We start from the raw sequence: 24916 nt of genomic DNA on the forward strand, positions 1-24916 counted from the left end.
CGAGACAGGCTGGCTCGCCCAATTCAGGTGAACTGCCCTATCCTTACAGCAGGGCACGCAGCGTCACTAGTTCGCAAATGCGAATCAGGCCGACACGGGTCCTTGTCCGTCATCGACCGAGCAAGTTCAGCTCTTGGTCCATCGGCTCGAGCGTCACTGAGGGGCTTTTCGCCCCTCCGCTAGGTTCAGGATCCAGACTCCGCTGCGACGCACCTGCTGCGCGCGTGATCAAGCGGTGGCCTTGCCAGGTGGTCATCGGTTGGCGCTCGCAGCTGGGTCTCGAACTGATTGACGAGACGGTCTATCGGTCGCGCTGACGGATCGTGAGGCCGTCTTCGACGGGCGGCGACGCGACCGCCGGTCGTCGCGGTCGGCGGATCAGGTCAGCGCGCACCGCAGGACGATCTCGCCGTCGTCGATCTCACCGGTCGGCTCGAAGCCGAAACCGCGGTAGAACGGCCACGGTTCGCCCTTTCCCGGTTGGTAACTGGTGAACAGCTCGGTGCCACCGTCCGCCCTGACCAGTTCGATGACCTTGGCAAGCGCGGCACGCCCGTAGCCGCGGCGCTGGAACTGCGCCCCGACGAGCAGCCGCCACAGGAAGTACGAGCCGGCCACGCCGCGCGTACCCGGCGGCACCGCCCAGTTCAACATGACGAACCCGACGGGCTCGTCGTCCGCGTACACAGCGCGATACCAGGGCGACAAGTGGGGCTTCTTGTGCGCCTCCTTCAGCGACTTCTTCACCGAGGCGACGAACTTCTTCTGGTCCGGCCGGACCCGCACGGCGCACACCGCCTCGCGGTTGGCGTCGGTGATCTCACGCAGTTCGACGTGTGCGGTCACCCGGCCATAATCAGTCCGGACCCGCCAGTCTTACCACGCGACATTTTTACATCAGTGGGTAGGTGAACGTACGACGTATCGGTTGCACTCCCGCTCTTCGGTCTCGCAGCAACGACGGTGGCGAGCACAGCTGAGCCGATAGTGATGACCAGCATGGCTCTGTCGCCGTCGAGTTGCCAGCAGGCGACCGCAGCGATACCGACGGTTAGGTCTCCCAGGGCGCCGCAAGCGCCTTCTAGTCGCGGCCGGGCGTGGACTGCGCTTCCTTGAGCGCACGGGCTGAGGAAGATGTGGACCGTGAATAGACCGCGCGTAGCCGTACTTTGCCGGTCGCCGTCGCGCGCCATCGGTTGACACAAGATCGACCCCTGACCGGTTTTCGCCTGGTCAGGGGCAGATTTGTGCTGGTGGGCCGTGGTGCCCCCGGTGAGATTCGAACTCACACTGGACGGGTTTTGAATCCGTTGCCTCTGCCAGTTGGGCTACGGGGGCGTAGCCGGACGAACTCTACGGGATCAGTCGCGCACGGGGTGGACCGGGGAGGGGTGTCGTGGGCGCCACTTCGTGGTGAACGCCATCTTGGGATCTGGATCGGTCCCGGTAGGCTGACCTTTCGCGGATTACCGCGAGTCAACCGTCCCGCCGAGCCTTCAGGAGGACCCCGGTGACCGAACAGGCTACCGAGGCCAACGGTGCCGCCACCGTGCCGCAGCGTCGGGTTCTCGTCGCCGAGGACGAGGCGCTCATCAGGCTCGACCTGGTCGAGATGCTGCGTGAAGAGGGCTACGAAGTGGTCGGCGAGGCGGGTGACGGCGAGGAAGCCGTCAGCCTCGCCACCGACCTCAAGCCCGACCTTGTCATCCTCGACGTCAAGATGCCGAAGCTCGACGGCATCGAGGCCGCGGCCAAGATCACGAGCGACCGGATCGCACCGGTCGTCATCCTGACCGCGTTCAGCCAGCGCGACCTCGTCGAGCGGGCCCGCGATGCGGGCACCATGGCCTACCTGGTCAAGCCGTTCGCGAAGCGCGACCTCGTGCCGGCGATCGAGCTGGCCGTGAGCCGCTTCTCCGAGCTGCAAGCGCTCGAAGCCGAGGTCGCCGGCCTCACCGATCGCCTCGAGACGCGCAAGGTCATCGACCGCGCCAAGGGCCTGCTGATGAGCCGGCAGGGCCTGTCCGAACCGGACGCGTTCCGCTGGATACAGCGCACGGCGATGGACCGGCGCACCACGATGAAGGCGGTCGCCGAAGCCGTGGTGGAGAGCATCGGCTAGGCCATTCACTCGAAGGGGTGCCACCGCGGGCGTGACCAGGGGGTCGCGCCCGTTTTGGTGTGTTGTGCCGTCGCTCTGCGCGGTCTCAAAGGGCAAGTTTGCTACCTTCGAGTCTGGTCATGTCTCGTTACCTCTTCACCGAACGAGCCGAGTCAAGGAGACTGCCAACAGAAATAAGGCCGCAAGTCAAGTGCTCCGATTGAGGCTTACTCGCACACTCACTGTCATCACCCGGTTGTCAAATTACGACGATCGGGTGGAAAGCGTCCATTACTGCCGGTGACGACCGTCACGATGTGGATACAAGACACTGGGTAACTCTGTGCAACACCTCACGGGGCGGCTACTTTCAGCGGCCAGTCAGGTCCCACGCAGGGACGAACCGCTCAGGCGAGCGGTTGGTTGGCATTTGGAGGAACGAGTGCAGAGAGCACGACTCACGAAGATCTTCGTGCTGGCGGCTGCGGGGGCCATCTCCCTGAGCGCGTGCGCGGCGCGTAACGACAGTGGTTCGAGCGGTGGCAACACCAGCGCGCCGCAGGCGGCCGCCCCGTCGGCCGCAGCGAACGCCGCCGACCCGGCGGGTGACGGCAAGGCGCAGTGTTCGCCGACCTCCATCGCGTACGCCGGCACGATCAACGGCGCGAACGCGGCCCTGGGCATCAACATCCTCAACGGTGCGAAGCTCGCGGTCGACCAGCACAACAAGGCGAACCCGAACTGCCAGGTCAAGCTGGAGCAGTTCGACACGGAGGGCACGCCCGACAAGGCGCCCGGCATCGTGACCCAGATCGTCAACACCCCGTCGATCATCGGCGTGGTGGGCCTCCCGTTCTCGGGTGAGTCCAAGGCGGCGGGCAACATCTTCAACGGCGCGGGCCTCGTGACCGTCACGCCGTCGGCCACCGCACCCGCGCTGAGCACCAACGGCTGGAAGACCTTCTTCCGCGGCCTCGGCAACGACAACAGCCAGGGCCCGGCCGCCGCGAAGTTCATGACCGGTGAGCTCGGCGCCAAGAAGGTCTGCGTCATCGAGGACGACTCCGAGTACGGCACCGGTCTCGCCGCGACGACCAAGCAGGGCCTCGGCAGCGCCCTGGCGTGCGAGGACAAGGTCAAGACGAAGCAGACCGACTTCTCGGCCGTGGTCAACAAGGTCAAGGCCGCGGCGCCCGACGCGGTGTTCTACTCCGGCTACTACCAGGAAGCCGCTCCGTTCGCGCAGCAGCTGAACGACGCCGGTGTCACCGCGAAGTTCGTGGGCCCGGACGGTGTGAAGGACGACGAGTTCGTGAAGGGCGCCGGCGACGCCGCCGCCAACGCGTACTTCACCTGCCCGTGCGTGCCGGCCGACCAGTTCACGAAGTTCACCGACGCGTACAAGGCCGCGACCGGCAAGGACCCGGGCACCTACTCGCCCGAGGCCTACGACCTGGCCACGATCCTGCTGAAGGGCATCGACTCCGGCAAGACCACGCGCCCGGCGCTGCTCGACTTCGTCAAGAACTACGACGGCCAGGGCCTCACGAAGCACTTCAAGTGGAACGCCCAGGGTGAGCTCTCGGCGACCACCGTGTGGACCTACAAGGTCGAGAACGGGAAGATCGTCCGCAACACCGAGATCAAGTAGCCCAGAATCCCTTCCGGTAACCGGGGTGCGTGTCCGGCGGCTCGATCCCGCCGGACCCGCACCCCGGACCCACATGGAGAACTAGTGTGTCGATGACCCATGACCTGAGCTCGCTCGTCCTGGCACAGGGCGACAGCTGGATCACCTTCGACGTGAGCGGATTCCTGGACCAGTTCTGGGCCAACACGATCGACGGTCTTGCTTACGGCAGTATCTACGCGCTCGTGGCGCTGGGCTACACCCTCGTCTACGGCGTCCTCAAGCTCATCAACTTCGCCCACTCCGAGGTGTTCATCTACGGCGCCTACGCGACGTGGTTCACCTTCTTCGGCCTGGGCTTCCGGCCCGGCAGCACCCCCGAGCTCCCGGTGTTCGAACTGATCGGGTTCCTGCTCATCGCCCTCCTGGCCTCGATGGCGGTGTCAGGCGGTACAGCCGTGCTGCTCGAACGCGTCGCCTACCGTCCACTGAGGAAACGCGGCGCACCGAAACTGGTCTTCCTGATCACCGCGATCGGCGCGTCGTTCGTGCTGCAGCAGATCCTGTTCATCTGGCGCGGCGGCAACGCGGAGCAGGGCATCCGCCTGCTGCGCAACGAACCGGTGTTCAACATCTTCGGCGCCGCCGTCACCAACGTCACGATCATCACCATCATCGCGTCGATCCTGCTGATGATCGCCACGGACCAGTTCGTCAACCGGACCAAGTTCGGCCGGGGCATCCGCGCGGTCGCGCAGGACCCGGACACCGCCACGCTCATGGGCGTGAACAAGGAACGCGTCATCACGCTCACGTTCCTCATCGGTGGCCTGCTCGCCGGCGCAGCCGCGCTGTTCTACATGATGAAGATCCCGCAGGGCGCTTCGTACCAGGGCGGGTTCATCCTCGGCATCAAGGCGTTCACCGCCGCGGTGCTGGGCGGCATCGGCAACCTGCGCGGCGCGCTGCTCGGCGGCCTGATCCTGGGGGTCGTCGAGAACTACGGCCAGACGCTGTTCGGCGGGGAGTGGCGCGACGTCGTCGCGTTCGTGCTCCTCGTGCTGATCCTGATGGTCCGCCCGACGGGTATCCTCGGTGAATCGCTCGGAAAGGCACGGGTATGACGGTGACCTCGACAGCACCGGCCGCACCCGCTCCGGCCAAGCGCAAGCGGCCGATCTCGGACTGGTGGAACAACCTGCCGCGGGTGCAGCAGTGGCTCGTGCTCGTGCCGCTGGTGGCGCTCGTCTACCTGCTGCCCGTGCTCAACCCGCCGATCATCACCACGCAGCCGGGTTACGACTTCCCGATCGCGATGTTCGAGGTGTCCCGCTACGCGCTGGTCGCCATCGGCCTCAACATCGTCGTCGGCCAGGCCGGCCTGCTGGACCTCGGGTACGTGGGCTTCTTCGCCGTCGGCGCGTACGTGATGGCGCTGTTCACAAGCCCCGACTCGTCGCTGCACAAGCTGCCGTTCCTCGTCGTGCTCCCCATCGCGATGGTGGTCACGATGATCTTCGGTGTCATCCTCGGGACACCGACGCTGCGGCTACGCGGTGACTACCTCGCGATCGTGACGCTGGGGTTCGGCGAGATCGTCCGGCTGCTGGCCGACAACGTCGACCCGCTGCGTGGCAACCGCGGTTTCCAGGGGGTCGGGCACCCGCCGGGCACGAACGCCGACGGCACGCCGCTGTTCAACAACACGAACGGCATACCGTGGTACTGGCTCTGCGTCACGATCATCATCATCGTCCTGTTCCTGGTCGGGAACCTGGAGCGCAGCCGGGTCGGCCGCGCCTGGGTCGCGATCCGCGACGACGAGGACGCGGCCGAGATCATGGGCCTGCCGACCTACAAGTTCAAGATCTGGGCGTTCGTGTCCGGTGCGGCCGTCGGTGGTCTCTCCGGTGCGCTCTACGCCGGGCAGCTCGGCTTCGTGAACAACCAGAAGTTCGACGTCGTCACGTCCATGCTGTTCCTCGCCGCGGTGATCCTCGGCGGTGCGGGCAACAAGGTCGGCGTGCTGCTGGGCGCGATCGTGGTGGCGTACGTGCCGCTGCGGTTCCAGGCGATCGCCGAGTACAAGTACCTGATCTTCGGCCTGGCGCTGATCATCCTGATGATCTTTCGCCCGCAGGGCCTGCTGGGTGCGCGGCAGCGGCTGCTCACCTACGGCAGGCAGGCGTACCAGCGCCTGCTCGGCAAGGGCGAGCAGATCTCGAGCGACGGTTCGCTGGCCCCTGAGACCACGGGAGAGAAGGCATGACCGCCCCTGGCAACGGCACCGGACCGGAGGTCCCGGCCGAGGGCGGCCTCGTGGCCGAGGTCGCCCAGATGAGCGCGGAGGAGCTCGCCGAGCACGAGGCGGAGGTCGCCGAGGTCGTCGCACCGGACCGTGACATCGCGGTTTCGGTCGGCCAGACGCTGCTGAAAGTGGACGACGTCACCGTGCGCTTCGGTGGCCTCGTCGCGCTCGACTCGGTGTCGTTCGACATCCGCCGCGGCGAGATCCTGGGCCTGATCGGCCCGAACGGCGCCGGCAAGACGACGTGCTTCAACGCGATGACCGGCGTCTACCGGCCCACGTCGGGCCGGGTGCTGCTCGAGGACAAGCCACTGGGCAAGGCCTCGCGCCACGCCATCACGCAGCTCGGCATCGCGCGCACGTTCCAGAACATCCGGCTCTTCTCGGAGATGACGGCGCTGGAGAACGTGGTGGTCGGCACCGACGCCCGCCACAAGACCAGCCTGGTCGGCGCCCTGCTCCGCACTCCGCGCCACCACCGCGAGGAGAAGCAGGCGATCGAGAAGGGCATGGCGCTGCTGGAGTTCGTCGGCATCGCCGACCGGGCGGCCGACCGCGCGAAGAACCTGCCCTACGGCTACCAGCGGCGCCTGGAGATCGCACGGGCGCTCGCAACCGAGCCGAAGCTGCTGTGCCTCGACGAGCCGGCCGCCGGGTTCAACCCGGCGGAGAAGGAAGAGCTCATGGGGCTGATCCGGACTATCCGCGACGACGGCTTCACCGTCCTGCTGATCGAACACGACATGAAGCTGGTCATGGGCGTGACCGACCGGATCGTGGTGCTGGAGTTCGGCAAGAAGATCGCCGAGGGTGTGCCTGCCGAGATCCGGCAGAACCCCGCGGTGATCGCCGCCTACCTGGGGGTGCCCGACGATGACGTTGCTTGAGCTCGACAACGTGTCCGTCCACTACGGACGGATCCAGGCCGTGTCGGGGCTGTCCATCACGGTCAACCAGGGTGAAGTCGTCACGTTGATCGGGGCCAACGGCGCGGGCAAGTCCACCACGATGCGGGCCATCTCCGGGATCCGGCCGATCTCGGGCGGCACGATCCGCTTCGACGGCGAGGACATCTCGCGCCTGCGCGGTGACCTGCGGGTGGTCCGCGGGATCTCCCAGTCGCCCGAGGGCCGGGGGATCTTCCCAGGCATGACGGTGCTGGAGAACCTGGACATGGGCGCGTACGCCCGCAAGGACCGGAAGAACCTGCGGCCGGACTTCGAACGCGTCTTCGAGCTCTTCCCGCGGCTCGCGGAACGCAAGAGCCAGGTCGGTGGCACGATGTCCGGTGGTGAGCAGCAGATGCTGGCGATCGGCCGCGCGCTGATGGCGAAGCCGCGGCTGCTGCTGCTCGACGAGCCGTCGATGGGCCTCGCGCCGCAGTTCATCCAGCAGATCTTCCGGATCATCACGGAGATCAACCGGCAGGGCACGACCGTGCTGCTGGTGGAACAGAACGCGCAGCAGGCGCTGTCGCGGGCCCACCGGGCGTACGTGCTCGAGACCGGGCAGATCACCAAGTCGGGCACCGGCAAGGAGCTACTGGCCGACACCAGCATCAAGGAGGCCTACCTCGGCGTGGGGTAGGGCAGGGGAGCCTCGCGAACCGGCCCCGCGTGCTTCGGCGCACGGGGCCGGTTCTTTGCGGCAGCTCGGGCGGACACGGCCCCGCATTCCGCACAACGGCCGGCGCACCAGTGTGAGACTGCGTCGGCTGCTGGACTGAGCGATGTCACGGGGCCCCGGGCCGAGTGAAATCGGGAGGGAGGAAGCCGGCTCTCACCGCGGCCGGCGGAGCCGGGGCGGACTACACCGGCGGCCGGTCCCGCACGACGCACGTCAGGCGGGCGGTGCAGGTGCGCCGGCCCTCGTCGTCGGTCAGCACGATCTCCGCGGTGATGGTGCCGCGCCCGACGTGCAGCGGCGTGGCGACCGCGGTGACGGTGCCCGAGCGCACGGCGCGGTGGTGCGTGCACGAGAGCTCGAGGCCCATCGAGGCGCGGTCCGGCCCCGCGTTGAGCCCGGCGACCATCGAGCCGAGTGCTTCGGCGATCGTCGCGTTGGCGCCGCCGTGCAGCAGGCCGTAGGGCTGGAGGTTGCCCTCGACGGGGATGGTGCCGACGACGCGCTCGGGCGTGGCCTCGATGATCTTCAGCCCGATCTTGTCGTTGAGCTGCTGGTCGGCAGCCGCTGGGTCGACCCCCACGAAAGTGCCCAGCTCGATTTCGCCGGCCTGCTCGGTCACGCAACGCTCCTCAACCTATGCGACACGCAAGAGTGTCGGGCCCTCACTTTAGACTCGGCTCCGTGAGCCCGAGTGAGAACCGAACCGTAGCGAACACCACAACCGCCACCACCACGGCCGAGCGGCCGAAACTGCTGCTCATCGACGGCCATTCGATGGCCTACCGCGCCTTCTTCGCCCTGCCCGCGGAGAACTTCAAGACCAAGACCGGGCAGGTCACCAACGCGGTGTTCGGCTTCACCTCGATGCTCATCAACCTGCTGCGCGACGAGGAGCCGACCCACCTCGCGGTTGCCTTCGACCTTTCGCGCAAGACCTTCCGGTCGGAGACCTACGCCGACTACAAGGCCAACCGCAGCACCACGCCCGACGAGTTCCGCGGCCAGGTCGACCTGGTCAAGGAGGTGCTCGACGTGCTGGGCATCCCGTCGCTCACGAAGGAGAACTTCGAGGCCGACGACATCATCGCCACCCTCACCACCCAGGCGGAGAGCTTCGACGTGCTCATCTGCACCGGCGACCGCGACGCGCTGCAGCTGGTCAACGACCACGTCACGGTGCTTTACCCGAAGCGCGGCGTGTCCGACCTGGTGCGGTTCACCCCGGATGCCGTCGAGGAGAAGTACGGGCTCACACCGAGCCAGTACCCCGACTTCGCGGCGCTGCGCGGCGACCCGTCGGACAACCTGCCGGGCATCCCCGGGGTGGGGGAGAAGACGGCCGCGAAGTGGATCCGGCAGTTCGGCACGCTGGCCGACCTCATCGACCGCGTCGACGAGGTCAAGGGGAAAGTCGGCGACGCGCTGCGCGAGCACCTCACCTCGGTCGCTCTCAACCGGCAGCTCACCGAACTGGTGCGCGACGTGCCGCTGGACACGGTCCCCGACCAGCTCGAGCTGCGGCCGTGGAACCGCGAGGCCGTGCACCACCTGTTCGACGAGCTGGAGTTCCGGGTGCTGCGCGACCGGCTCTTCGCCACGCTGAGCAGCGCCGAGCCGGAGGCCGACGAGGGCTTCGAGGTCTCGGGCGGCGCGGTCGAGCCGGGCAGGCTGGGCGAGTGGCTCGCCGCGCACGCCGGCGAGGGCGCGCCGGTGGCGCTGGCGTTCCGAGCCACCGGCGCGTCGATCCGCTCGGACCTGCGGGCGCTGGCGTTCGCGGCGCCCGACGGCGAAGGCGCCTACGTCGACGTCACGGCGATGGACGAGGCCGACGACGCGGCGCTGGCCGCGTGGCTCGCCGACGAGAAGGTCCGCAAGATCGGCCATGACCTGAAGGTCGCGCTGCACGCGGTGCGGGCCCGCGGCTGGACGCTCGCGGGCCTGGTGATGGACACCGCGCTCGCGGCCTACCTCGCGCGCCCGGGCCAGCGGACGTTCGAGCTCGACGACCTCGCGCTGCGCTACCTGCACCGCGAGCTGCGCTCGGAGACCGGCGAGGGCGACGGTCAGCTGTCGCTGCTCGACGGCGGCGCCGACGGGCTCGAGCAGCAGGAGATGCAGCAGGAGCTGGTCAAGGCGCGCGCGATCTTCGAACTCGCCGACGCGCTGGGCGAGGAGCTCGGGCAGCTGGGCGGGGCCCGCCTGCTCACCGAGCTGGAGCTGCCACTGCTCGAGGTCATCACGGAGCTGGAGGCGGCGGGCATCGCTGTCGACGTCGAGCAGCTGACCGAGCTGGAGGCCCACTACCTCAGCCGGGTCACGCAGGCGGCCGAAGAGGCGTACAAGGTGATCGGCAAGCAGATCAACCTGGGTTCGCCGAAGCAGCTGCAGGTCGTGCTGTTCGAAGAGCTGGGCATGCCGAAGACCAAGCGCACCAAGACCGGCTACACCACGGACGCCGAGGCGCTGCAGAGCCTGTTCGAGAAGACCGAGCACCCGTTCCTGCAGCACATGCTGGAACACCGCGACGCCACCCGGCTGCGGACCACCGTCGAAGGCCTCATCAAGTCGATCGCCGACGACGGGCGCATCCACACCACGCTCCAGCAGACGATCGCGGCCACGGGGCGCCTGTCGTCGGTCGACCCGAACCTGCAGAACATCCCGGTGCGCACGGAAGAAGGCCGGCGCATCCGCGACGCGTTCGTCGTCGGCGAGGGTTACGCCGAGCTGATGACCGCGGACTACAGCCAGATCGAGATGCGGATCATGGCGCACCTGTCGCAGGACGACGGCTTGATCGAGGCGTTCAACAGCGGTGAGGATCTGCACACGTTCGTCGCGTCGCGCGCGTTTTCCGTGCCGGGCGAGGAGATCACCCCCGAACAGCGCTACCGCGTGAAGGCGATGTCGTACGGCCTGGCCTACGGGCTGTCGGCCTACGGGCTGTCGCAGCAGCTGCGCATCTCGACCGAAGACGCGAAGGCGCAGATGGAGGCGTACTTCAACCGCTTCGGCGGGGTACGCGACTACCTCCAGTCGGTCGTGGGCGAAGCCGGGAAGACCGGCTACACCGAAACGATCTTCGGCCGCCGCCGTTACCTGCCGGACCTCAACAGCGACAACCGGCAGCGCCGCGAGATGGCGGAGCGCATGGCGCTCAACGCGCCCATCCAGGGCAGTGCGGCCGACATCATCAAGGTCGCGATGCTCAACGTGCACCGCGCGCTGGTGGAGGCGAAGCTGCGCAGCCGGGTGCTGCTGCAGGTGCACGACGAACTCGTGCTCGAGGTCGCCGAGGGTGAGCGCGCGGAGGTCGAGAAGCTCGTGCGCGAAGGCATGGGTTCGGCCTACGACCTCGCGGTGCCGCTGGAGGTTTCGGTGGGGTACGGCCGTTCGTGGAACGAAGCCGCGCACTGACGGATCGCGTTCGCCGGAACGGCCCCTTCCCCCGCCGGGAGGGAGCCGTTCCGGTCACTTCGCGTCATTGCGGAAATCACCGGGTCGTGGCCGTGGCAGACCCGGGTGCCGGTGCAGGTGATCTTCAGGCGCGACAACGCTGAGCTTCGCCCACGAGGTCCCCGGCCAAGGGGGACCCGCGAAAGGACGGCGAGCGATGGCGAGCGAACTGCAGAGACGCAAGATCACCACCGTGTTCGGCGCGATGGACGACGACGGCGACGGATTCCTCACCGAGTCCGACTTCCAGGCCCTCACCGATCGCTGGACGAAAGCCCGCGGCCTGGCCCCGGATTCGCCGGCGGCGACGCGGCTGACCGAGATCATGATGGGCTGGTGGACGACGCTGCTCGCCGCGTCCGACATCGACCGCGACGACAAGGTGACCGTCGACGAGGTCCTGCTCGTGGTGGACCAGCTGGGGGACATGCCCGACGCGATGCGCGGGACGGCGTCGGCGATGTTCGAGGCCATCGACGAGAACGGCGACGGGCGCATCTCCCGCGAGGAGTACCGCCGGCTGATCGAGACGTGGAACGGCTCGGCGACCGACACCGACACGGTGTTCCCGGTGCTGGACCTCGACGGCGACTGTTACGTGTCGGCCGGCGAGTTCACCGAGCACTGGATCGAGTTTTGGGCGGGAGACGACGCGGCCGCGCCGGGCACGTGGGTGTTCGGGCGGTTCGAACTTCCGCCGGCAGCCCGCTGACGGCCCGCGCGCCCCGGCCGCCGGTACCGGTGGCCGGGCCGCGCGGTCGGGTCGGGCAGACCTGATGCACCAGGCATCCATTCGGATGGCACAACCGCCGGCTTCCGGCTGCACCGGGCTGCCCCCGCGTGGCGCGCCGCGCTCGAAGCGCCTGCGCCCGCTCGTCGCCACGCAGGCCCGAAGTTCCTGCCGCTGTCCGCCGCCGACCAAATGAAGCACGGCCGGAGCCCCGCGAACCATGGCCACCGTCACGACGATCGCCACCGACCTCGACAGCGCTTTCTTCGGCCCGGCGGAGGCGGAGCCCGGGTGGAAGCTGCGGTCCGTCGCCTGGCCGCGCGGGAGACCGATCCCGCGCTCTCCCCATGCCGATGCGCGGGCGGCAGCGACCGGGTGACTGTGCTGGGAGGTGGGCCGCTTTTCGCTGCGGGTCAAGGCTTCCGCAGCTCGGCGGGGGCAACCTCGGCCGTGTGTGGATCCAGCAACCGGAGGCGCGCGCGTTCTCCGCCGGTGCGCGCGTGGCGCCCGCCGTCTGCCGCGCCCCAGTGGCACGAGCGTCACGAGCGGCACGAGCAGGCTCACCACCGGCCCTGGTGTGCTTCGACGTGCCCGACCTCATGCCCGCTGCCATGAGCGGCGCGCGGAGCTTCGACGACCGGACAGCTCGACGTGCTGCCCGGTCGGCTGGCGGACGTCCGCTGCGTCACTTGGGCGTCCGGTGTGGACAGTGCGGGGTGGAAGCCGGCTCAGAACAACGTCGGCGGTCCCACCGGCATCGGCTCGGCGAGCACCTCGACCTCCGGCACCCGGGTTCGCACCTCGTCGTGGAAGCGCCGCGCGAGCGCGAGCGCGTCGGCGTTGTCCGGCGTGTGGATGAACACCGTCGGCGACCGGCCCTCGCGCAGCCACCCGGCCACCGCGTCGGCCCACGGACCCCAGCCCGCGGCCGTCTGCCCGGCGTCGTCGCGCCCGAGATAACGGACCACGGGGTGACCGGTCAGCGCGCGCAGCCGGCGCGGCATCCGCGGCTTCTTCACCCACGCCTCCTGCTCGGCCTCGCTGCCCGGCGGCTTCGCGAACAACACCGTCGTGTCGAAGGTGATCCACTCGGCACCGGCCCTGCCGAGGACGCGCTCCAGCCACTGGGCCGCCCGCGCGTCCTCGAAGAACGCGCGATGCCGCACCTCGATCGCGTACCGGTGCTCGCGTGGCAACCGCTGCAGGAACCCCGCGAGCGTGCCGAGGTGCTCGGGCGAGAACGACGGCGGCAGCTGGATCCAGACGGTGTGGAGGCGCTCGGCCAATGGCTCCACCGCCGTCAGGAAGGCCTTGAGCGGCAGGTCGGCGTCGCCGAGACCCCGTTCGTGCGTGATGGTCTTCGGCAGCTTGAGCACGAAGCGGAAGTCCGCCGGCGTCTGCTCGGCCCAGGTCTCGACCGTGGCTCGGGAGGGCGTCGCGTAGAACGTCGTGTTGCCCTCGACCGCGTTGCACCACGTGGCGTACGCCCGCAGTCGTTCGTGTGGCGCCAAGGGATGCGGCAGGTACCGCCCCTGCCAGGGCCCGTGCGTCCACATCGCGCAGCCGACGTGGAGTTTCATGCGAGCGAGCGTAGCGGGTCCGCCCCAGCGCGGCGGGGCACCGCTCGGCGTCCGCGGGGCCCGCGGCGTGATTCACCCGGGTCACCCGCCCACTCAGCGGTACCCGCGTCACCGCTGCCTCACTTAGCGTGACAGGGCAGGTGTCGATCGATAGCGGAGGACCGAGAGATGATCAAGCGCCTCTTCCAGTTCGTCATGCGCCACGGCTGCTGCTCGGCGTGCACCGGCAAGGGCTGCGGCTGCTGCGCCAACTGCGGCTGACCACCCGGCGAGAACGGGGGCTCGGTCGCTTCAGCCGCGGCCGAGGCCCCGGATCAGCACCATCACGGACTCGCGCACTTCGGCGCGGGTGCGCGCTGGCTGGAAGACCTGCCAGTCGAGCGCGACGACCAGCATCGTGCCGAACAGGCCCGCCGCGGCGGTCTCGATGGCGACGCCGTCGGGCAGGCGGCCCGCGCGGGCGAGCCGCTGCAACTGGCCCTTCACGAGCGAGATGATCTCTTCGCGCAGCAGCGCCAGCGTGTCGTGCCACTGGCCCGGTGTGCGCCACAGCTCGCTCACCACGATCTGCGAGAACCCCGGGTACTCGGCGATGAACTCGAGCGTCGTGTCGACCTGTGCCTCGATCACGGTGAGCGGGTCGTCGTCGGTCACGGCCGCGCGCAGGCGCCTGGCGAGCAAGTCGACGCCGAAGCGCAACAGGCTGTCGACCAGCCCGTCTTTGGACCCGAAGTTGTAGTACACCGTGCCTTTGGCGACGCCCGCCTCGGTCGCGATCTCGTCCACCGTCAGCCCCACGAGGCCCCTGCTGGCCGAAAGCCGCAGGGTCGCGTCGAAAAGCTTCCGCTTGGTCGACTCCCTCACAGGCTCAGCTCGGGTTTCAGCGCGGACACCGACCACACCCGGTGCTTGCGAGCGGCGAGCGTCGACAGCACGATCCCGCCGGCGAGGTAGGCCAGCAGCACCCCGACGTCTCCCAGGATCTGCAGCGACGCGCCCGTGTAGAGCAGGTGCCGGAAGCCGTCGATCGCATACCCCATCGGCAGCACCACGTGCAGCGGGTAGAGCGCGTCGGGGATCGTCTGCCACGGGAACGTGCCGCCCGCGCTCACCAGCTGCAGCACCAGCAGCACGAGCCCGAGGAACTTGCCCACCGCGCCGAAGAACGCGTTGAGCGCGTGCACCACCGACGTGAACGCCAGCGACACGAGGACGGCGAACCCGATCGCGCCCAGCGGGTGCGCGGGGTGGATGCCCACCAGCCACGTGACGGCCGCGAACAGCACGATCACCTGCGCGATACCCAGCACGGCCGACGACAACCAGCCGCCGAGCGCCACCCGCAGCGGTGCCGCGCCCGCGGTGAGCGCCCGCGTCGACAGCGGCCGGATCAGCAGGAACAGCACGAACGCACCGATCCACGTCGCCAGCGAGATGAAGAACGGGGCCAGGCCCGCGCCGTACGTGCCGGCGGAGGCGACGCCGTTCGACGTCACCGCGACCGGGTCGGCGATGGTGTTCGCCGTGGCGGTGCGGGTCGGGTCGTCGGGGTTGGGGATCTGCGTGAGGCCGGCCGCCAGCCCGTCGCGCAGCTGGGCCGCACCGCTCGCGAGCTGGTCGGTACCCGTGACGGCCGTCTTCTCGCCGTCGTTCAGCTTCGCCGCGCCGTCACGCAGCCGGTCGGCACCGTCGGACGCCTGCGCGATCCCGCTCGACAGCTGGGGCGCGGCCGTGGCCAGCCGGCGCGCGCCGTCCGAGACCTGCCGCGCGCCGCTCGCCAGCTTCGCGAGGTCACCGTTGGCGGACTGGATCTTCGCGTTCGCCTGGTCGACGGGGGAGCGCAGCTGGTCGAGCCGCGCGAGGATGTCGTTCACCTGGCTGTCGGACAGGCCCGCGTCGTGCAGGTCGGTGTTCAGCTGCATGCGGTAGCCGTCGAGGCGGCCTTGGATGTCCGACGACGCGGCGGCCGCGACCGAGGCCGCGTCGGCCACCTGCTGGTTGCCGTCGGCGACCTGGCCCGCGCCGCTCGCGAGCTGCTGCGTCTGGCTCGGGAGCAGTGCGGTGCTCGACTCGAGCGTGCCGAGGCCCGTGGCGAGCGAGCTCGATCCGGTCGCCAGCTGACTCGCGCCGTCGGCGAGCTGGTGCTGGCCGGTCTGCAGCTGAGCGGCGCCGTCGGCGAGCTCCTTGGCGCCGTTGGCCGCGTCGGACACCTTGCCGTAGATCGTGGAGAAGCCGACGAGGAAGCGGTCGGCCGCCTCGCCGCCGACCTTTTCGGCGATCGTCTTGCGCACCTGGTCGGCCACCTGCTTCGCGATCGTGCCCGCGAGGTAGTTGTTGGCGTCGTTGGTGGTCAGCGTGATCGTCGCCTGCTGGGGGGTGAAGGTGCCCGACGAGAGCAGCGCGGCCGAGAAGTCGCGCGGGATCCCGATGGCGAAGGAGTACTTGTCGTCGCGCACGCCGTTTCGAGCGTCCTGTTCGGACACGTCGTGCCACTGGAAGGTACCGGACTTCAGGAGCTCGTCGGTCACCTCGCGGCCGACATTGCGCGTCGCACCCGTCGTGTCCTTGGCCCCGGCGTCGGAGGTGAACACGGCGGCCGGCAGCTTGTCGAGACGGCCGTACGGGTCGTAGTTCGCGTACAGGTAGAAGGACGCGTAGAGCAGCGGCACGAGCACGAGCGCGCCGAGGGCCAGCTTGGGCAGCGTGCCGGCCGACAGCCGGCGCAGCTCGTTGTGCGCGATGCGGAACGCGTTGAGACCGCCGGCGCGCTTGTCGGGGGAGGTCATGCCGGGTCTCCTTCGGCGCTGAGTTCTTCCGCGCGGGGTTCTTCGGCGCCGTTTTCTTCGGCGCTGCTTTCTTCTGGGCCGGCGAGCAGGCGCACCGGTCCGGGCTGGTCGGTCGACCCGATGCGGGCCGGCGGGTGGGGCAGGGCGGCGGCCGGCGTCGTCGCGGTCAGCACCGCGACGGCCAGGCCGCGCTTCGCGTGGTCTTCGGCGACCGCCGTCCACGACTCGACGTGGCTCGTGTGCCGGTCGGGGGTGTCGAGCACGAGCACGCGCACACCGGTGCGCTCGGCGGCCAGCTCGGCGAGCAGCCGCGTGCGCAGCGCGGGTTCCAGGTTCTCGAACCGCGTGCCGGCGAAGGGCGCGGCGTCGTGCTCGGTGAGCCAGCGCAGCACGTCGTCCTTGCCCGCGGGCCGGTGCGCCAGCGCGAGCTCCTCGCCGGCGACCACGCGCAGGGCGAGCGCCTCGTCGGGCTCGCTCACACCGGGGGCGTCGACCACAGCGACGAGGTCCCGCAGCAGGCCGGGGACGTCGGCGGTCACGGTGCCGGTGGACGGCTTGACGCGCCCGGCGAGGGCCAGCGCGAGCGCGGTGATCCCGACGCCCGGCTCGCCGTGGACCAGCGTCACGCAACCGTCCTCGACCGCGAGCGAGGTGGGTGGCAACAGTGTGCCGTGGGGTCCCTCCAGGGACACCCGGTCGGCTCGTACCTGCACGGCGAACTCTCCAACGTGGGTGCACCCGGCACTTTTGAACTGACCGGTCAGTGCAAAAAGTAGCTCAGTTGATCACCGACGGGCAAGGCGAGTGGTCGCACGTCACACGACCGGGCGGCCGTGTGCGCGGTTCACCGCAGTGAGGACGCCGGGTGGGCTTCCCAGGAGGTCCACAGTGGACGGTAACCCTGCCGGTGCCAGAACACCGACGAGAGCGGGTTCATCGGGTTGTAGTAGAGGTACGCACCGACCACGCCCGGGCGCAGCAGTTCGCGGTGCACGTGGGCCATGAGCGCGCGGCCGACCCCGCTGCCGCGGTACCGCGGAGCGGTCACGACGTTGTTCACGTATGCCCAGAGCCCCGGTGGCAGCAGCTCGGCGGCGTCGGTGTCCGGCGCCGAGTCCACCCACGCGCACTGCGCGAGCGCCACGGCCTCGCCGCCGGCCTCGGCCAGCCAGGTGACCGGTTCGTCGAGCGCGCGGCGCAGCGCCGGGGCGAGCAGCTCGGCGGTCTGCTCGCGGCGGCGGTGCGCGACCAGCCCCGTGTAGTCGAACGTCGCCGCGCAGAGGGTCAGCACCTCGTCGAAGTCGGCGGGGCCCGCGAGGCGCACAGTGACACCGTCGCGGGCCGGCTCCGCAGGCGACGGCGGCGGTGTCGTGCGCACGGCCAGTGCGGACATCGGGGCGAGCCCATGGTCGAGGAACGCGCGGATCGCCTCGGCGTCACGGCTCGGCCAGTTCACCACGCACGCCGAATCGGCGCCGGGCGGCTCACCGTCCACGAGCGCCCGCAGCTCGCCGAGCAGGAGGTCGAACCCCTCGGTGCCCGGGGTGTCCGCGTCGGGGAACAATTGCCACACCTGCGCGGCCGACCACAGCAGGGGCGGGTCACCCGGGCCGTGCCGGTAGCGCTGCACCACACCGGACACGCGCACGCCGGCGGCCGTCACCGCGGACACGCGCTCGCCCGCGGCGGCCGGCGCGGGCGGCGGCAGCAGCGGGTCGAGCGCGGCGAAGCGCGCCGCCGGTTCGGTCGTGGCCACGAAGGCGCAGCGTAGCCGCTCAGGCGCGACGCGTGCGGAAGATCGCCGTGCCGGGGAAGAGCTTGCCGCGCAACGGGCTCCACTGGCCCCACGTCCGGGTGTGCCCCTCCGGCCACTCCGGCTCGAGCAGGTCCTCGAGCGCGAACCCGGTCGCGGCGAGCGCGCGCACGTAGTCGCCGACCGTGCGGTGGTACTCGACGTAGGTGGCTGTGCCGTCGTCGTCGACCTCCACGTAGGGCGTGCGGTCGAAGTACGGCTGTGTGACCGTGAGCCCCTGCGGACCCGGATCGTCGGGGAAGATCCAGCGCATCGGGTGGGTCACCGAGAACACCCACGGCGAACCGGGCCGCAGCACGCGGTGCACCTCGGCGAAGACCGTGGCCACCGACGGCACGAACGGCAGTGCGCCGAACGCGGAGCACGCGGCGTCGAAACTGGCCGGCGCGAACGGCAGATGCTCCGCGTTGGCCTGCACGAGCGGCACGGCGACACCGGTGCGCTCGTTGCCCTCGCGCGCGTGGCGCAGCATCCCGCCCGACAGGTCGGTCGCGACGGCGTCGGCGCCCGCCGCGGCTAGCCAGCGCGAGCACGCCGCCTGGCCGCAGCCGACCTCGAGCACGCGCCGACCGCGGACGTCGCCGAGCAGGCGCGCGTCGGCCTCGCGCACGCCCTCCGGGCACCAGACAAACTCGGCGTCGCCGAGGAAACCGCCGTGGGTGGCCTGGTAGTCGTCGGCATCGGCGTCCCACCACGCGAGGTTGGCGGCCACCGCCTCCGCGCCGCGCACCGCGCGGTACGCGACGCCGGACGTGCCGAGCCGCTGCTCGGCGCGCGCGTGGCGGTCCGCCTCGGGCGCGGCCGAAGACTCGGGCATAGCGGGGCCTCCCGGGAATGTGGGCACCGGCGGAAACGTCGCCAGAAGGGTACCGGGAGCAGTGGGGACCCTGATTGTGTGCCCTACCGGAGCCCGCGTACGATGACTGTTAGCGCAGTGGGTTCGCGCTGCCCGGGTCGTCACTGCCGGGGCCGCGCACCGTTTGCGGGTCGTGCCGCGGTCGTTCCCTGGTGGACGTTTGCCCGACGTTGGTTCGTGGGGTTCGTTGCATGTCTCGTCTTGCAGCCTGCTGCGTCGCCAACTGCACACCTACGATCCCATCCACCGGAGCAACCCGCCTAATGACCACCGACACCGCCACCGCCCCGACCGCCCCCGCCGGCCCGCAGCAGGTCGCCATCAACGATATCGGGTCGGAGGAAGACTTCCTCGCGGCGATCGACAAGACGATCAAGTACTTCAACGATGGCGACATCGTCGAGGGCACGATCGTCAAGGTCGACCGCGACGAGGTCCTGCTCGACATCGGGTACAAGACCGAGGGTGTCATCCCCTCGCGTGAGCTGAGCATCAAGCACGATGTCGACCCGGCTGAGGTTGTCTCCGTGGGCGATGAGGTCGAAGCCCTCGTTCTCCAGAAGGAGGACAAGGAAGGCCGCCTGATCCTGTCCAAGAAGCGCGCCCAGTACGAGCGCGCCTGGGGCACGATCGAGGAGCTCAAGGAGAAGGACGAGCCCGTCAAGGGCACCGTCATCGAGGTCGTCAAGGGCGGCCTGATCCTCGACATCGGCCTCCGCGGCTTCCTGCCCGCCTCGCTCGTCGAGATGCGCCGCGTGCGCGACCTGCAGCCGTACGTCGGCCGCGAGCTCGAGGCGAAGATCATCGAGCTGGACAAGAACCGCAACAACGTGGTCCTGTCCCGCCGCGCCTACCTCGAGCAGACGCAGTCCGAGGTCCGCAGCGAGTTCCTCAACAACCTCGCCAAGGGCCAGGTCCGCAAGGGCGTCGTCTCGTCCATCGTCAACTTCGGTGCCTTCGTGGACCTGGGTGGCGTCGACGGCCTCGTGCACGTCTCCGAGCTGTCCTGGAAGCACATCGACCACCCGTCCGAGGTCGTCGAGGTCGGCCAGGAGGTCACGGTCGAGGTCCTGGACGTCGACATGGACCGCGAGCGCGTCTCACTGTCGCTGAAGGCGACCCAGGAAGACCCGTGGCGCCAGTTCGCCCGCACCCACGCGATCGGCCAGATCGTGCCGGGCAAGGTCACCAAGCTCGTCCCGTTCGGTGCGTTCGTGCGCGTCGAGGAGGGCATCGAGGGCCTGGTGCACATCTCCGAGCTGGCCGAGCGCCACGTGGAGATCCCGGAGCAGGTCGTCCAGGTCAACGGCGACGTCTTGGTCAAGGTCATCGACATCGACCTCGAGCGCCGCCGGATCTCGCTGTCACTGAAGCAGGCCAACGAGGGCGTCACGCCGGACACCGAGTTCGACCCGACCCAGTACGGCATGGCCGCCGAGTACGACGCCGAGGGCAACTACATCTACCCCGAAGGCTTCGACCCGGACACCCAGGAGTGGCAGGAAGGCTTCGACAAGCAGCGCGAGGAGTGGGAGCGGCAGTACGCCGAGGCCCACGCGCGCTACGAGGCCCACATGGCGCAGGTCAAGAAGGCCGCCGAGGCCGACGCGGAAGCCGCTGCCGACGCCGCGACCGGCGTCGAGGGTGGCGACCAGTCCTACACCTCCGCTCCGGCCGAGACCAAGAGCGGCGGCACGCTGGCCAGCGACGAGCAGCTCGCGGCTCTGCGCGAGAAGCTCTCCGGTGGTGCGTGAACCTCGCTGCTTCCGGTGCTGACTGAGCACTGAGCACGAACACCGCGGCCCCGGTCCAGTTCGGACCGGGGCCGCGGTGTTTTCGTTTCGGGGCGGCGGTTTCGCGCTGACGGCGGCTCGGGGAGGCCCAGACCGTGCGGGGATCAGCGCACCGGCGGGCCGGTGTCAGTTGTGGAGGCCGAGGCCGGAGATCATCGACAGCACACCCGTGCGGTACACGGCTTCGTGGGCGTCGTCGGTCGGTTCGATGAACCAGTCGTTGAGCGGGGTCTGCGAGCGGATGGTGAGCTCGACGCTGACGAGCCCGTGCATCGACGTCCACAGCAGGTAGCCGTACTGCCGCGCGTCGGCGGCCGGGTCGCTGCTGATGCGGCGGATCTTGCCGACGAACATGGCGAACGTGGTGCGCAGGACGGCCGTGCGCAGGGCCGGGTCGGGGTCGTAGCCGTGGACCGACCGTTCGAACATCATCGCGTAGCGCGCCGGGCTCTCGAGCGCGAAGCGGCGGTACGCGAGCGCGACGTCGAGCAGGTCGGCGACGCCGTCTTCGGATTCGGGCGGGACGTCGAGGAGCTGCTCGCGCAGCAGGTCGAACGCGCGCTCGTACAGCGCGTCGAGCAACCCGGTGCGGCCGCCGAAGCGTGTGTAGACGGTGATGGTCGACGTGCCGGCCGCTTCGGCCACGCCGCGCACGGTCAGGCCGCCGACACCGCGGTCGGTGAGCACCGCCAGTGCGGCGTCGAGAAACCGTGCGCGGTTGTGCTGCTCGGCCGGCTGCGTCGACAGATGGCGGGTGGCCACGTCCCTTACCCCCTTCGCCCGTGCCGCGCAGGACAGGTCCGCGTCTCGCCTGGTGAAGATACGATATTCGGGCGCGGTTGGGAACTTCGCCGGGCGGCCGGATCTGTGGGATCTTCGTCTTGTGGACCTCGCCACGGCGTGGCATGGCTTCGTCCACAAACGACGTTCGGTCAAGTGGAACGATCGAGCAAGCGAGCAGGAGGCACACCGGATGACCCAACCGGAACCGGGCACCGTCGTCGTCAGCGAGGCGGGCACCGGCCGCTACACGCAGCACGTCACCGCGGGCGGGTACGAGTTCGTCGTCGACGAGCCCGTGTCCATGGGCGGTGACGGCAGCGGTCCCACGCCGTACGACTTCCTGCTCGGCGCACTGGGTTCGTGCACCGCGATCACGCTGCGCATGTACGCCGACCGCAAGAACATTCCGCTGGCCAACGTGAACATCCGCTTGAAGCACGACCGCATCCACGCGCGCGACTGCGAACGCTGCGACACCGAGGTCGGCATGGTCAGCCGCATCACGCGCGAGATCGAACTCGAGGGCGACCTCGACGACGAGCAGCGCGCGAAGCTGCTCGCGATCGCGGACAAGTGCCCCGTGCACCGTACGCTGGAGAACCAGATCGACGTGCAGACGAAACTGGTCTGAAGGAGCGTGCGGATGGGTCGGGGTGCGCGGTCCGAGCGGGTCGTGGTCGTGGTGTACGACTCGGTGCGGCTGCTCGACGTCACCGGGCCGCTCGAGGTCTTCGGCATGGCCAACGAGCACGGCGCGAGCTACGAACTGCTGACCGCTTCGCCCGGCGGCACCGACGTCCGAACCACGACCGGCACCCGCCTCGGCGCTGACGTCGCGCTCGAGGAGGCCGACGTCAAGGGCGGCACGCTCATCGTCCCCGGAGGTCCGGACTGGCAGCGCACGGTGACCGACGAGCACCTGCTCGGGGAGGTTCGCCGCCTGTCGCACCAGGCCCGTCGCACGGCGTCGGTCTGCGCGGGCGCCTTCACCCTCGCGGCCGCGGGCCTGCTGGAGGGCCGCCGCGCGGCCACGCACTGGGAGCTCGCAGACCAGCTCGCCCGCCGCTACCCGGGCGTCGAGGTCGACTGCGAGGCGATTTTCGTGCGCGACGGCTCGGTGATCTCCTCGGCGGGCGTCACCTCGGGCATCGACCTGTCGCTGGCTCTCGTCGAGGAGGACCTCGGTTCGGCCGCCGCGCGGCTCGTCGCCAAACACCTCGTGGTGTTCCTGCAACGTCCCGGCGGTCAGTCGCAGTTCAGCGTGCGGCTCGCGGCGCAGCCCTCGCGCAACGACCTGCTGCGCCGGATCATGGACCGCATCACCGCCGACCCGGCGGCGGAGCACAGCCTCTCGCTCCTGGCCGACGACGCGGGCGTCAGCGTCCGCCACCTCACGCGGCTCTTCCGCGAACAGCTGGGCACCTCGGTGGCGCGTTTCGTCGAAAGCACCCGGCTCGAAGCCGCCCGGCAGCTGCTGGAAAGTGGTACGGACCCGCTGGACGTGGTCGCCCGCCGCACGGGCTTCGGTTCCGCGGAAACCCTGCGGCGGGTCTTCGCGCGCGAAGTGGGCATCCCGCCCAGCGCCTACCGCGCGCGCTTCCGCACGACAGGTACTCCGGCTCTGGCCGGGGCCGGCCACTAGCCGGCATCACACCTCGAGGGAGCTTGTTCGATCCTCGGCGCGCCGGAGCGACTTCATCGCCGGGACGGCGACCTCAGGAAGCCGACACCGCCGGCACCCAGATGCGTTCGAGGGCCGCGGCTCGGGCACGGCGGCGGAGGCCGGCGAAGCTGTGCTGGGCGGGCACGAGCAGTGCGCTGAGCCAGGTCCGCCGGTATTCGGCGAGGGCGTCGGCCACCTGGCGGTAGGCAACGCAGTGCACCAGGCCCGGCGTTCCGAGCCGGTGCTTACCGACGTGCTTGTCCGCCATCGTTCCTCCGTGTGGGCTACCCGTCCGCCGCGCACGGTACGCACTCGCCTCGGCAATTCGGCGTAGCCGGGACGGCGTGTCACCCGGAGCAGTGGGAAAAGTCCTTGCGTTTCGACGGTGGGTGTGCGTGCACTCGTGCGAGTGCACGTGCAGGCCTCTCATGTCCCCTGATCGGGTGGCGGCCGGGCCTGGTTAGGGTGGCCCCATGCTGCGAGTGGGCCTGACGGGCGGGATCGGCGCGGGGAAATCGACGGTGGCGAGCCGGTTCGCCGAGCACGGGGCCGTCCTCGTGGACTCCGACCGGATCGCGCGCGAGGTCGTGGAGCCGGGCACGCCCGGGCTGGCGGCGATCGTGGAGGCGTTCGGGGCGGACGTGCTCGCTCCTGACGGCTCGCTGGACCGGCCGGCGCTCGCCGCGAAGGCGTTCGCGGACGAGGAGTCGCGCAAGCGCCTCAACGGGATCGTCCACCCGCTCGTCGGCAAGCGCACGGCCGAGCTGATGGCCCAGGCGGCCGACGACGCGGTGATCGTGCACGACATCCCGCTGCTCGTCGAAGGCAACCTCGCCCCCGCCTACCACCTGGTGGTGATCGTCGACGCGCCCGTGGAGGTGCGCGTGCGCCGGCTCGTCGAGGCGCGCGGCATGGCGGAGGCCGACGCGCGGGCGCGGATCCGCGCGCAGGCCAGCGAAGAGCAGCGTCGCGCGGTCGCCGACGTCTGGCTCGACAACGGCGGCGCGCAGGACGCCGTGCTCGCCGAGGTCGACGCGTTGTGGGCCGACCGGCTCGTGCCGTACGAGGCGAACCTGCGGCTGCGCAAACCGCGCCCGCCGATGTCACCGGTGATCGCGCCGTACGACGCGAGCTGGCCGCTGCAGGCCGAGCGCCGCCTGGCGCGGTTGCGGCAGGTCGCGGGCGAGCGGCTGGTGCGCGCAGACCACATCGGCTCGACGTCCGTGCCCGGGCTGCCCGCCAGGGACGTCCTCGACCTGCAGCTGACCGTCTCCACGCTCGCCGACGCCGACGCGCTGTCGGACGCCCTGGCCGACGCCGGCTTCCCCCGCCTCGACGGCGACTGGTGGGACGACCCGCAGGACGGCTCCGCCGTTCCGTGGCCCAAGCGCTTCCACGTCGGCGCGGACCCGAAGCGCGCGGTGAACCTGCACGTCCGCTCCACCGAGACGCCGGCGTGGCGGCTCGCCCTGCTGTTCCGCGACTGGATCCGTGCGCACCCGGCCGAGCGCGACGCGTACGCGGCGGTGAAGACGGAGCTGGCGCGCGAGCACGAGGCCGACGGGACCGTCGTGCAGTACGCCGAGGCCAAGCAGAGCTGGGTCAACGCCGCCTTCGCACGCGCGGAGGCCTGGGCCGCGGACACGTCCTGGCGGCCGTGAAAACCACGTGCCCGAGCGCGGTGCCCGCTGTTACCGTCACGGGCATGCAGCGCTCACTCGGCACGACGACGCCGGACACCGTCCCGGCGCGCTGAGAACTGAGCGAAAGCCCCGGGGTGGCCACCCCGGG

At 69.8% G+C, this 24916-nt stretch carries 22 protein-coding genes and 1 tRNA gene; 12 read left to right on the forward strand and 11 right to left on the reverse strand.

Going from position 1 to position 24916, the window contains the following annotated elements; translation table 11 throughout:
- Positions 1 to 378: 378 nt before the first annotated feature.
- Positions 379 to 846 (reverse strand): GNAT family N-acetyltransferase, encoded by a 468-nt coding sequence (locus I6J71_RS14290; RefSeq protein ID WP_204095128.1) that lies wholly within the window; start codon positions 844 to 846, stop codon positions 379 to 381.
- Positions 847 to 1261: 415 nt separating this feature from the next.
- Positions 1262 to 1338 (reverse strand) — tRNA-Leu (locus tag I6J71_RS14295).
- 172 nt (positions 1339 to 1510) lie between these two features.
- On the opposite strand from I6J71_RS14295, the gene I6J71_RS14300 reads away from it, so the two are divergent.
- The 6 genes from I6J71_RS14300 to I6J71_RS14325 all read left to right on the forward strand — a co-directional run bounded on the left by I6J71_RS14300 (position 1511) and on the right by I6J71_RS14325 (position 7626).
- The gene (locus tag I6J71_RS14300) at positions 1511 to 2122 is read left to right on the forward strand and encodes an ANTAR domain-containing response regulator (RefSeq protein ID WP_204095159.1); all 612 of its coding nucleotides are present in this window, start codon (positions 1511 to 1513) and stop codon (positions 2120 to 2122) included.
- A 451-nt stretch (positions 2123 to 2573) separates the two neighbouring features.
- Positions 2574 to 3752 carry a branched-chain amino acid ABC transporter substrate-binding protein gene (locus tag I6J71_RS14305; protein ID WP_204097050.1) on the forward strand — a complete coding sequence of 393 codons (1179 nt, stop codon included), beginning with the start codon at positions 2574 to 2576 and terminating at the stop codon, positions 3750 to 3752.
- Between the two features lie 92 nt (positions 3753 to 3844).
- Entirely contained in the window at positions 3845 to 4855 is a 1011-nt protein-coding gene (locus tag I6J71_RS14310) for a branched-chain amino acid ABC transporter permease (RefSeq protein ID WP_204095160.1), read from the forward strand.
- Entirely contained in the window at positions 4852 to 6000 is a 1149-nt protein-coding gene (locus I6J71_RS14315) for a branched-chain amino acid ABC transporter permease (protein WP_204095161.1), read from the forward strand. The genes I6J71_RS14310 and I6J71_RS14315 overlap by 4 nt, the downstream gene beginning before the upstream one ends.
- Complete coding sequence (locus I6J71_RS14320; RefSeq protein WP_204095162.1) at positions 5997 to 6926, forward strand: ABC transporter ATP-binding protein; 930 nt, start codon at positions 5997 to 5999, stop codon at positions 6924 to 6926. The genes I6J71_RS14315 and I6J71_RS14320 overlap by 4 nt, the downstream gene beginning before the upstream one ends.
- The gene (locus I6J71_RS14325) at positions 6913 to 7626 is read left to right on the forward strand and encodes an ABC transporter ATP-binding protein (RefSeq protein WP_204095163.1); all 714 of its coding nucleotides are present in this window, start codon (positions 6913 to 6915) and stop codon (positions 7624 to 7626) included. Before I6J71_RS14320 ends, I6J71_RS14325 begins: the two co-directional genes overlap by 14 nt.
- 220 nt (positions 7627 to 7846) lie before the next feature.
- Here the strand turns inward: I6J71_RS14325 and I6J71_RS14330 are convergent, their stop codons facing one another.
- A complete protein-coding gene (locus tag I6J71_RS14330; RefSeq protein ID WP_204095164.1) occupies positions 7847 to 8284 on the reverse strand; it encodes a PaaI family thioesterase in 438 nt (145 codons plus the stop codon).
- Positions 8285 to 8346: 62 nt separating this feature from the next.
- Between I6J71_RS14330 and polA the strand changes: the two genes are divergently transcribed.
- Entirely contained in the window at positions 8347 to 11082 is a 2736-nt protein-coding gene (gene polA, locus I6J71_RS14335) for a DNA polymerase I (protein ID WP_204095165.1), read from the forward strand.
- 196 nt (positions 11083 to 11278) lie between these two features.
- Positions 11279 to 11833 (forward strand): EF-hand domain-containing protein, encoded by a 555-nt coding sequence (locus I6J71_RS14340; protein WP_204095166.1) that lies wholly within the window; start codon positions 11279 to 11281, stop codon positions 11831 to 11833.
- Positions 11834 to 12579: 746 nt separating this feature from the next.
- Here I6J71_RS14340 and I6J71_RS14345 read toward each other — a convergent pair.
- From I6J71_RS14345 to I6J71_RS14370, 6 genes are all read right to left on the reverse strand, one after another.
- Positions 12580 to 13407, reverse strand: a complete 828-nt coding sequence (locus I6J71_RS14345) for a DUF72 domain-containing protein (protein WP_204097051.1) — start codon at positions 13405 to 13407, stop codon at positions 12580 to 12582.
- Between the two features lie 315 nt (positions 13408 to 13722).
- Positions 13723 to 14295, reverse strand: coding sequence for a TetR/AcrR family transcriptional regulator (locus tag I6J71_RS14350; protein ID WP_204095167.1), 573 nt, complete (start codon positions 14293 to 14295; stop codon positions 13723 to 13725).
- A complete protein-coding gene (locus I6J71_RS14355; protein WP_204095168.1) occupies positions 14292 to 16217 on the reverse strand; it encodes a YhgE/Pip domain-containing protein in 1926 nt (641 codons plus the stop codon). The genes I6J71_RS14350 and I6J71_RS14355 overlap by 4 nt, the downstream gene beginning before the upstream one ends.
- Positions 16214 to 16930: an ABC transporter ATP-binding protein gene (locus I6J71_RS14360; RefSeq protein WP_204095169.1), complete on the reverse strand. Its 717-nt coding sequence runs from the start codon at positions 16928 to 16930 to the stop codon at positions 16214 to 16216. Before I6J71_RS14360 ends, I6J71_RS14355 begins: the two co-directional genes overlap by 4 nt.
- 131 nt (positions 16931 to 17061) lie before the next feature.
- A complete protein-coding gene (locus I6J71_RS14365; RefSeq protein WP_204095170.1) occupies positions 17062 to 17973 on the reverse strand; it encodes a GNAT family N-acetyltransferase in 912 nt (303 codons plus the stop codon).
- 19 nt (positions 17974 to 17992) lie between these two features.
- The gene (locus tag I6J71_RS14370; RefSeq protein WP_204095171.1) at positions 17993 to 18847 is read right to left on the reverse strand and encodes a class I SAM-dependent methyltransferase; all 855 of its coding nucleotides are present in this window, start codon (positions 18845 to 18847) and stop codon (positions 17993 to 17995) included.
- 302 nt (positions 18848 to 19149) lie between these two features.
- Between I6J71_RS14370 and rpsA the strand changes: the two genes are divergently transcribed.
- Complete coding sequence (gene rpsA, locus I6J71_RS14375; protein ID WP_204095172.1) at positions 19150 to 20640, forward strand: 30S ribosomal protein S1; 1491 nt, start codon at positions 19150 to 19152, stop codon at positions 20638 to 20640.
- Between the two features lie 165 nt (positions 20641 to 20805).
- Here rpsA and I6J71_RS14380 read toward each other — a convergent pair whose 3' ends face one another.
- On the reverse strand, positions 20806 to 21441 hold the full coding sequence (locus I6J71_RS14380; RefSeq protein WP_204095173.1) for a TetR/AcrR family transcriptional regulator: 636 nt from the start codon (positions 21439 to 21441) through the stop codon (positions 20806 to 20808).
- Between the two features lie 211 nt (positions 21442 to 21652).
- Here I6J71_RS14380 and I6J71_RS14385 point away from each other — a divergent pair, with 211 nt between their 5' ends.
- Together I6J71_RS14385 and I6J71_RS14390 are read left to right on the forward strand one after the other, a co-directional pair.
- A complete protein-coding gene (locus tag I6J71_RS14385) occupies positions 21653 to 22093 on the forward strand; it encodes an OsmC family protein (RefSeq protein ID WP_204095174.1) in 441 nt (146 codons plus the stop codon).
- A 12-nt stretch (positions 22094 to 22105) separates the two neighbouring features.
- Positions 22106 to 23104: a GlxA family transcriptional regulator gene (locus I6J71_RS14390; RefSeq protein WP_204095175.1), complete on the forward strand. Its 999-nt coding sequence runs from the start codon at positions 22106 to 22108 to the stop codon at positions 23102 to 23104.
- A 73-nt stretch (positions 23105 to 23177) separates the two neighbouring features.
- Here I6J71_RS14390 and I6J71_RS14395 read toward each other — a convergent pair whose 3' ends face one another.
- Positions 23178 to 23393: a hypothetical protein gene (locus I6J71_RS14395; protein ID WP_204095176.1), complete on the reverse strand. Its 216-nt coding sequence runs from the start codon at positions 23391 to 23393 to the stop codon at positions 23178 to 23180.
- Positions 23394 to 23598: 205 nt separating this feature from the next.
- Here I6J71_RS14395 and coaE point away from each other — a divergent pair, with 205 nt between their 5' ends.
- Positions 23599 to 24786: a dephospho-CoA kinase gene (gene coaE, locus I6J71_RS14400; RefSeq protein ID WP_204095177.1), complete on the forward strand. Its 1188-nt coding sequence runs from the start codon at positions 23599 to 23601 to the stop codon at positions 24784 to 24786.
- Positions 24787 to 24916: the final 130 nt, after the last annotated feature.

It is taken from the genome of Amycolatopsis sp. FDAARGOS 1241, assembly GCF_016889705.1.
Classification (GTDB): domain Bacteria; phylum Actinomycetota; class Actinomycetes; order Mycobacteriales; family Pseudonocardiaceae; genus Amycolatopsis.

Bases quoted from the DNA above. Each gene is read 5' to 3' on its own strand.
- I6J71_RS14310 (WP_204095160.1), top strand. From the start codon at position 3,845: ATGACCCATGACCTGAGCTCGCTCGTCCTGGCACAGGGCGACAGCTGG.
- I6J71_RS14315 (WP_204095161.1), top strand. From the start codon at position 4,852: ATGACGGTGACCTCGACAGCACCGGCCGCACCCGCTCCGGCCAAGCGC.
- I6J71_RS14320 (WP_204095162.1), top strand. From the start codon at position 5,997: ATGACCGCCCCTGGCAACGGCACCGGACCGGAGGTCCCGGCCGAGGGC.
- I6J71_RS14325 (WP_204095163.1), top strand. From the start codon at position 6,913: ATGACGTTGCTTGAGCTCGACAACGTGTCCGTCCACTACGGACGGATC.
- I6J71_RS14340 (WP_204095166.1), top strand. From the start codon at position 11,279: ATGGCGAGCGAACTGCAGAGACGCAAGATCACCACCGTGTTCGGCGCG.
- I6J71_RS14345 (WP_204097051.1), bottom strand. From the start codon at position 13,407: ATGTGGACGCACGGGCCCTGGCAGGGGCGGTACCTGCCGCATCCCTTG.
- I6J71_RS14355 (WP_204095168.1), bottom strand. From the start codon at position 16,217: ATGACCTCCCCCGACAAGCGCGCCGGCGGTCTCAACGCGTTCCGCATC.
- I6J71_RS14370 (WP_204095171.1), bottom strand. From the start codon at position 18,847: ATGCCCGAGTCTTCGGCCGCGCCCGAGGCGGACCGCCACGCGCGCGCC.
- rpsA (WP_204095172.1), top strand. From the start codon at position 19,150: ATGACCACCGACACCGCCACCGCCCCGACCGCCCCCGCCGGCCCGCAG.
- I6J71_RS14385 (WP_204095174.1), top strand. From the start codon at position 21,653: ATGACCCAACCGGAACCGGGCACCGTCGTCGTCAGCGAGGCGGGCACC.
- I6J71_RS14390 (WP_204095175.1), top strand. From the start codon at position 22,106: ATGGGTCGGGGTGCGCGGTCCGAGCGGGTCGTGGTCGTGGTGTACGAC.
- I6J71_RS14395 (WP_204095176.1), bottom strand. From the start codon at position 23,393: ATGGCGGACAAGCACGTCGGTAAGCACCGGCTCGGAACGCCGGGCCTG.
- coaE (WP_204095177.1), top strand. From the start codon at position 23,599: ATGCTGCGAGTGGGCCTGACGGGCGGGATCGGCGCGGGGAAATCGACG.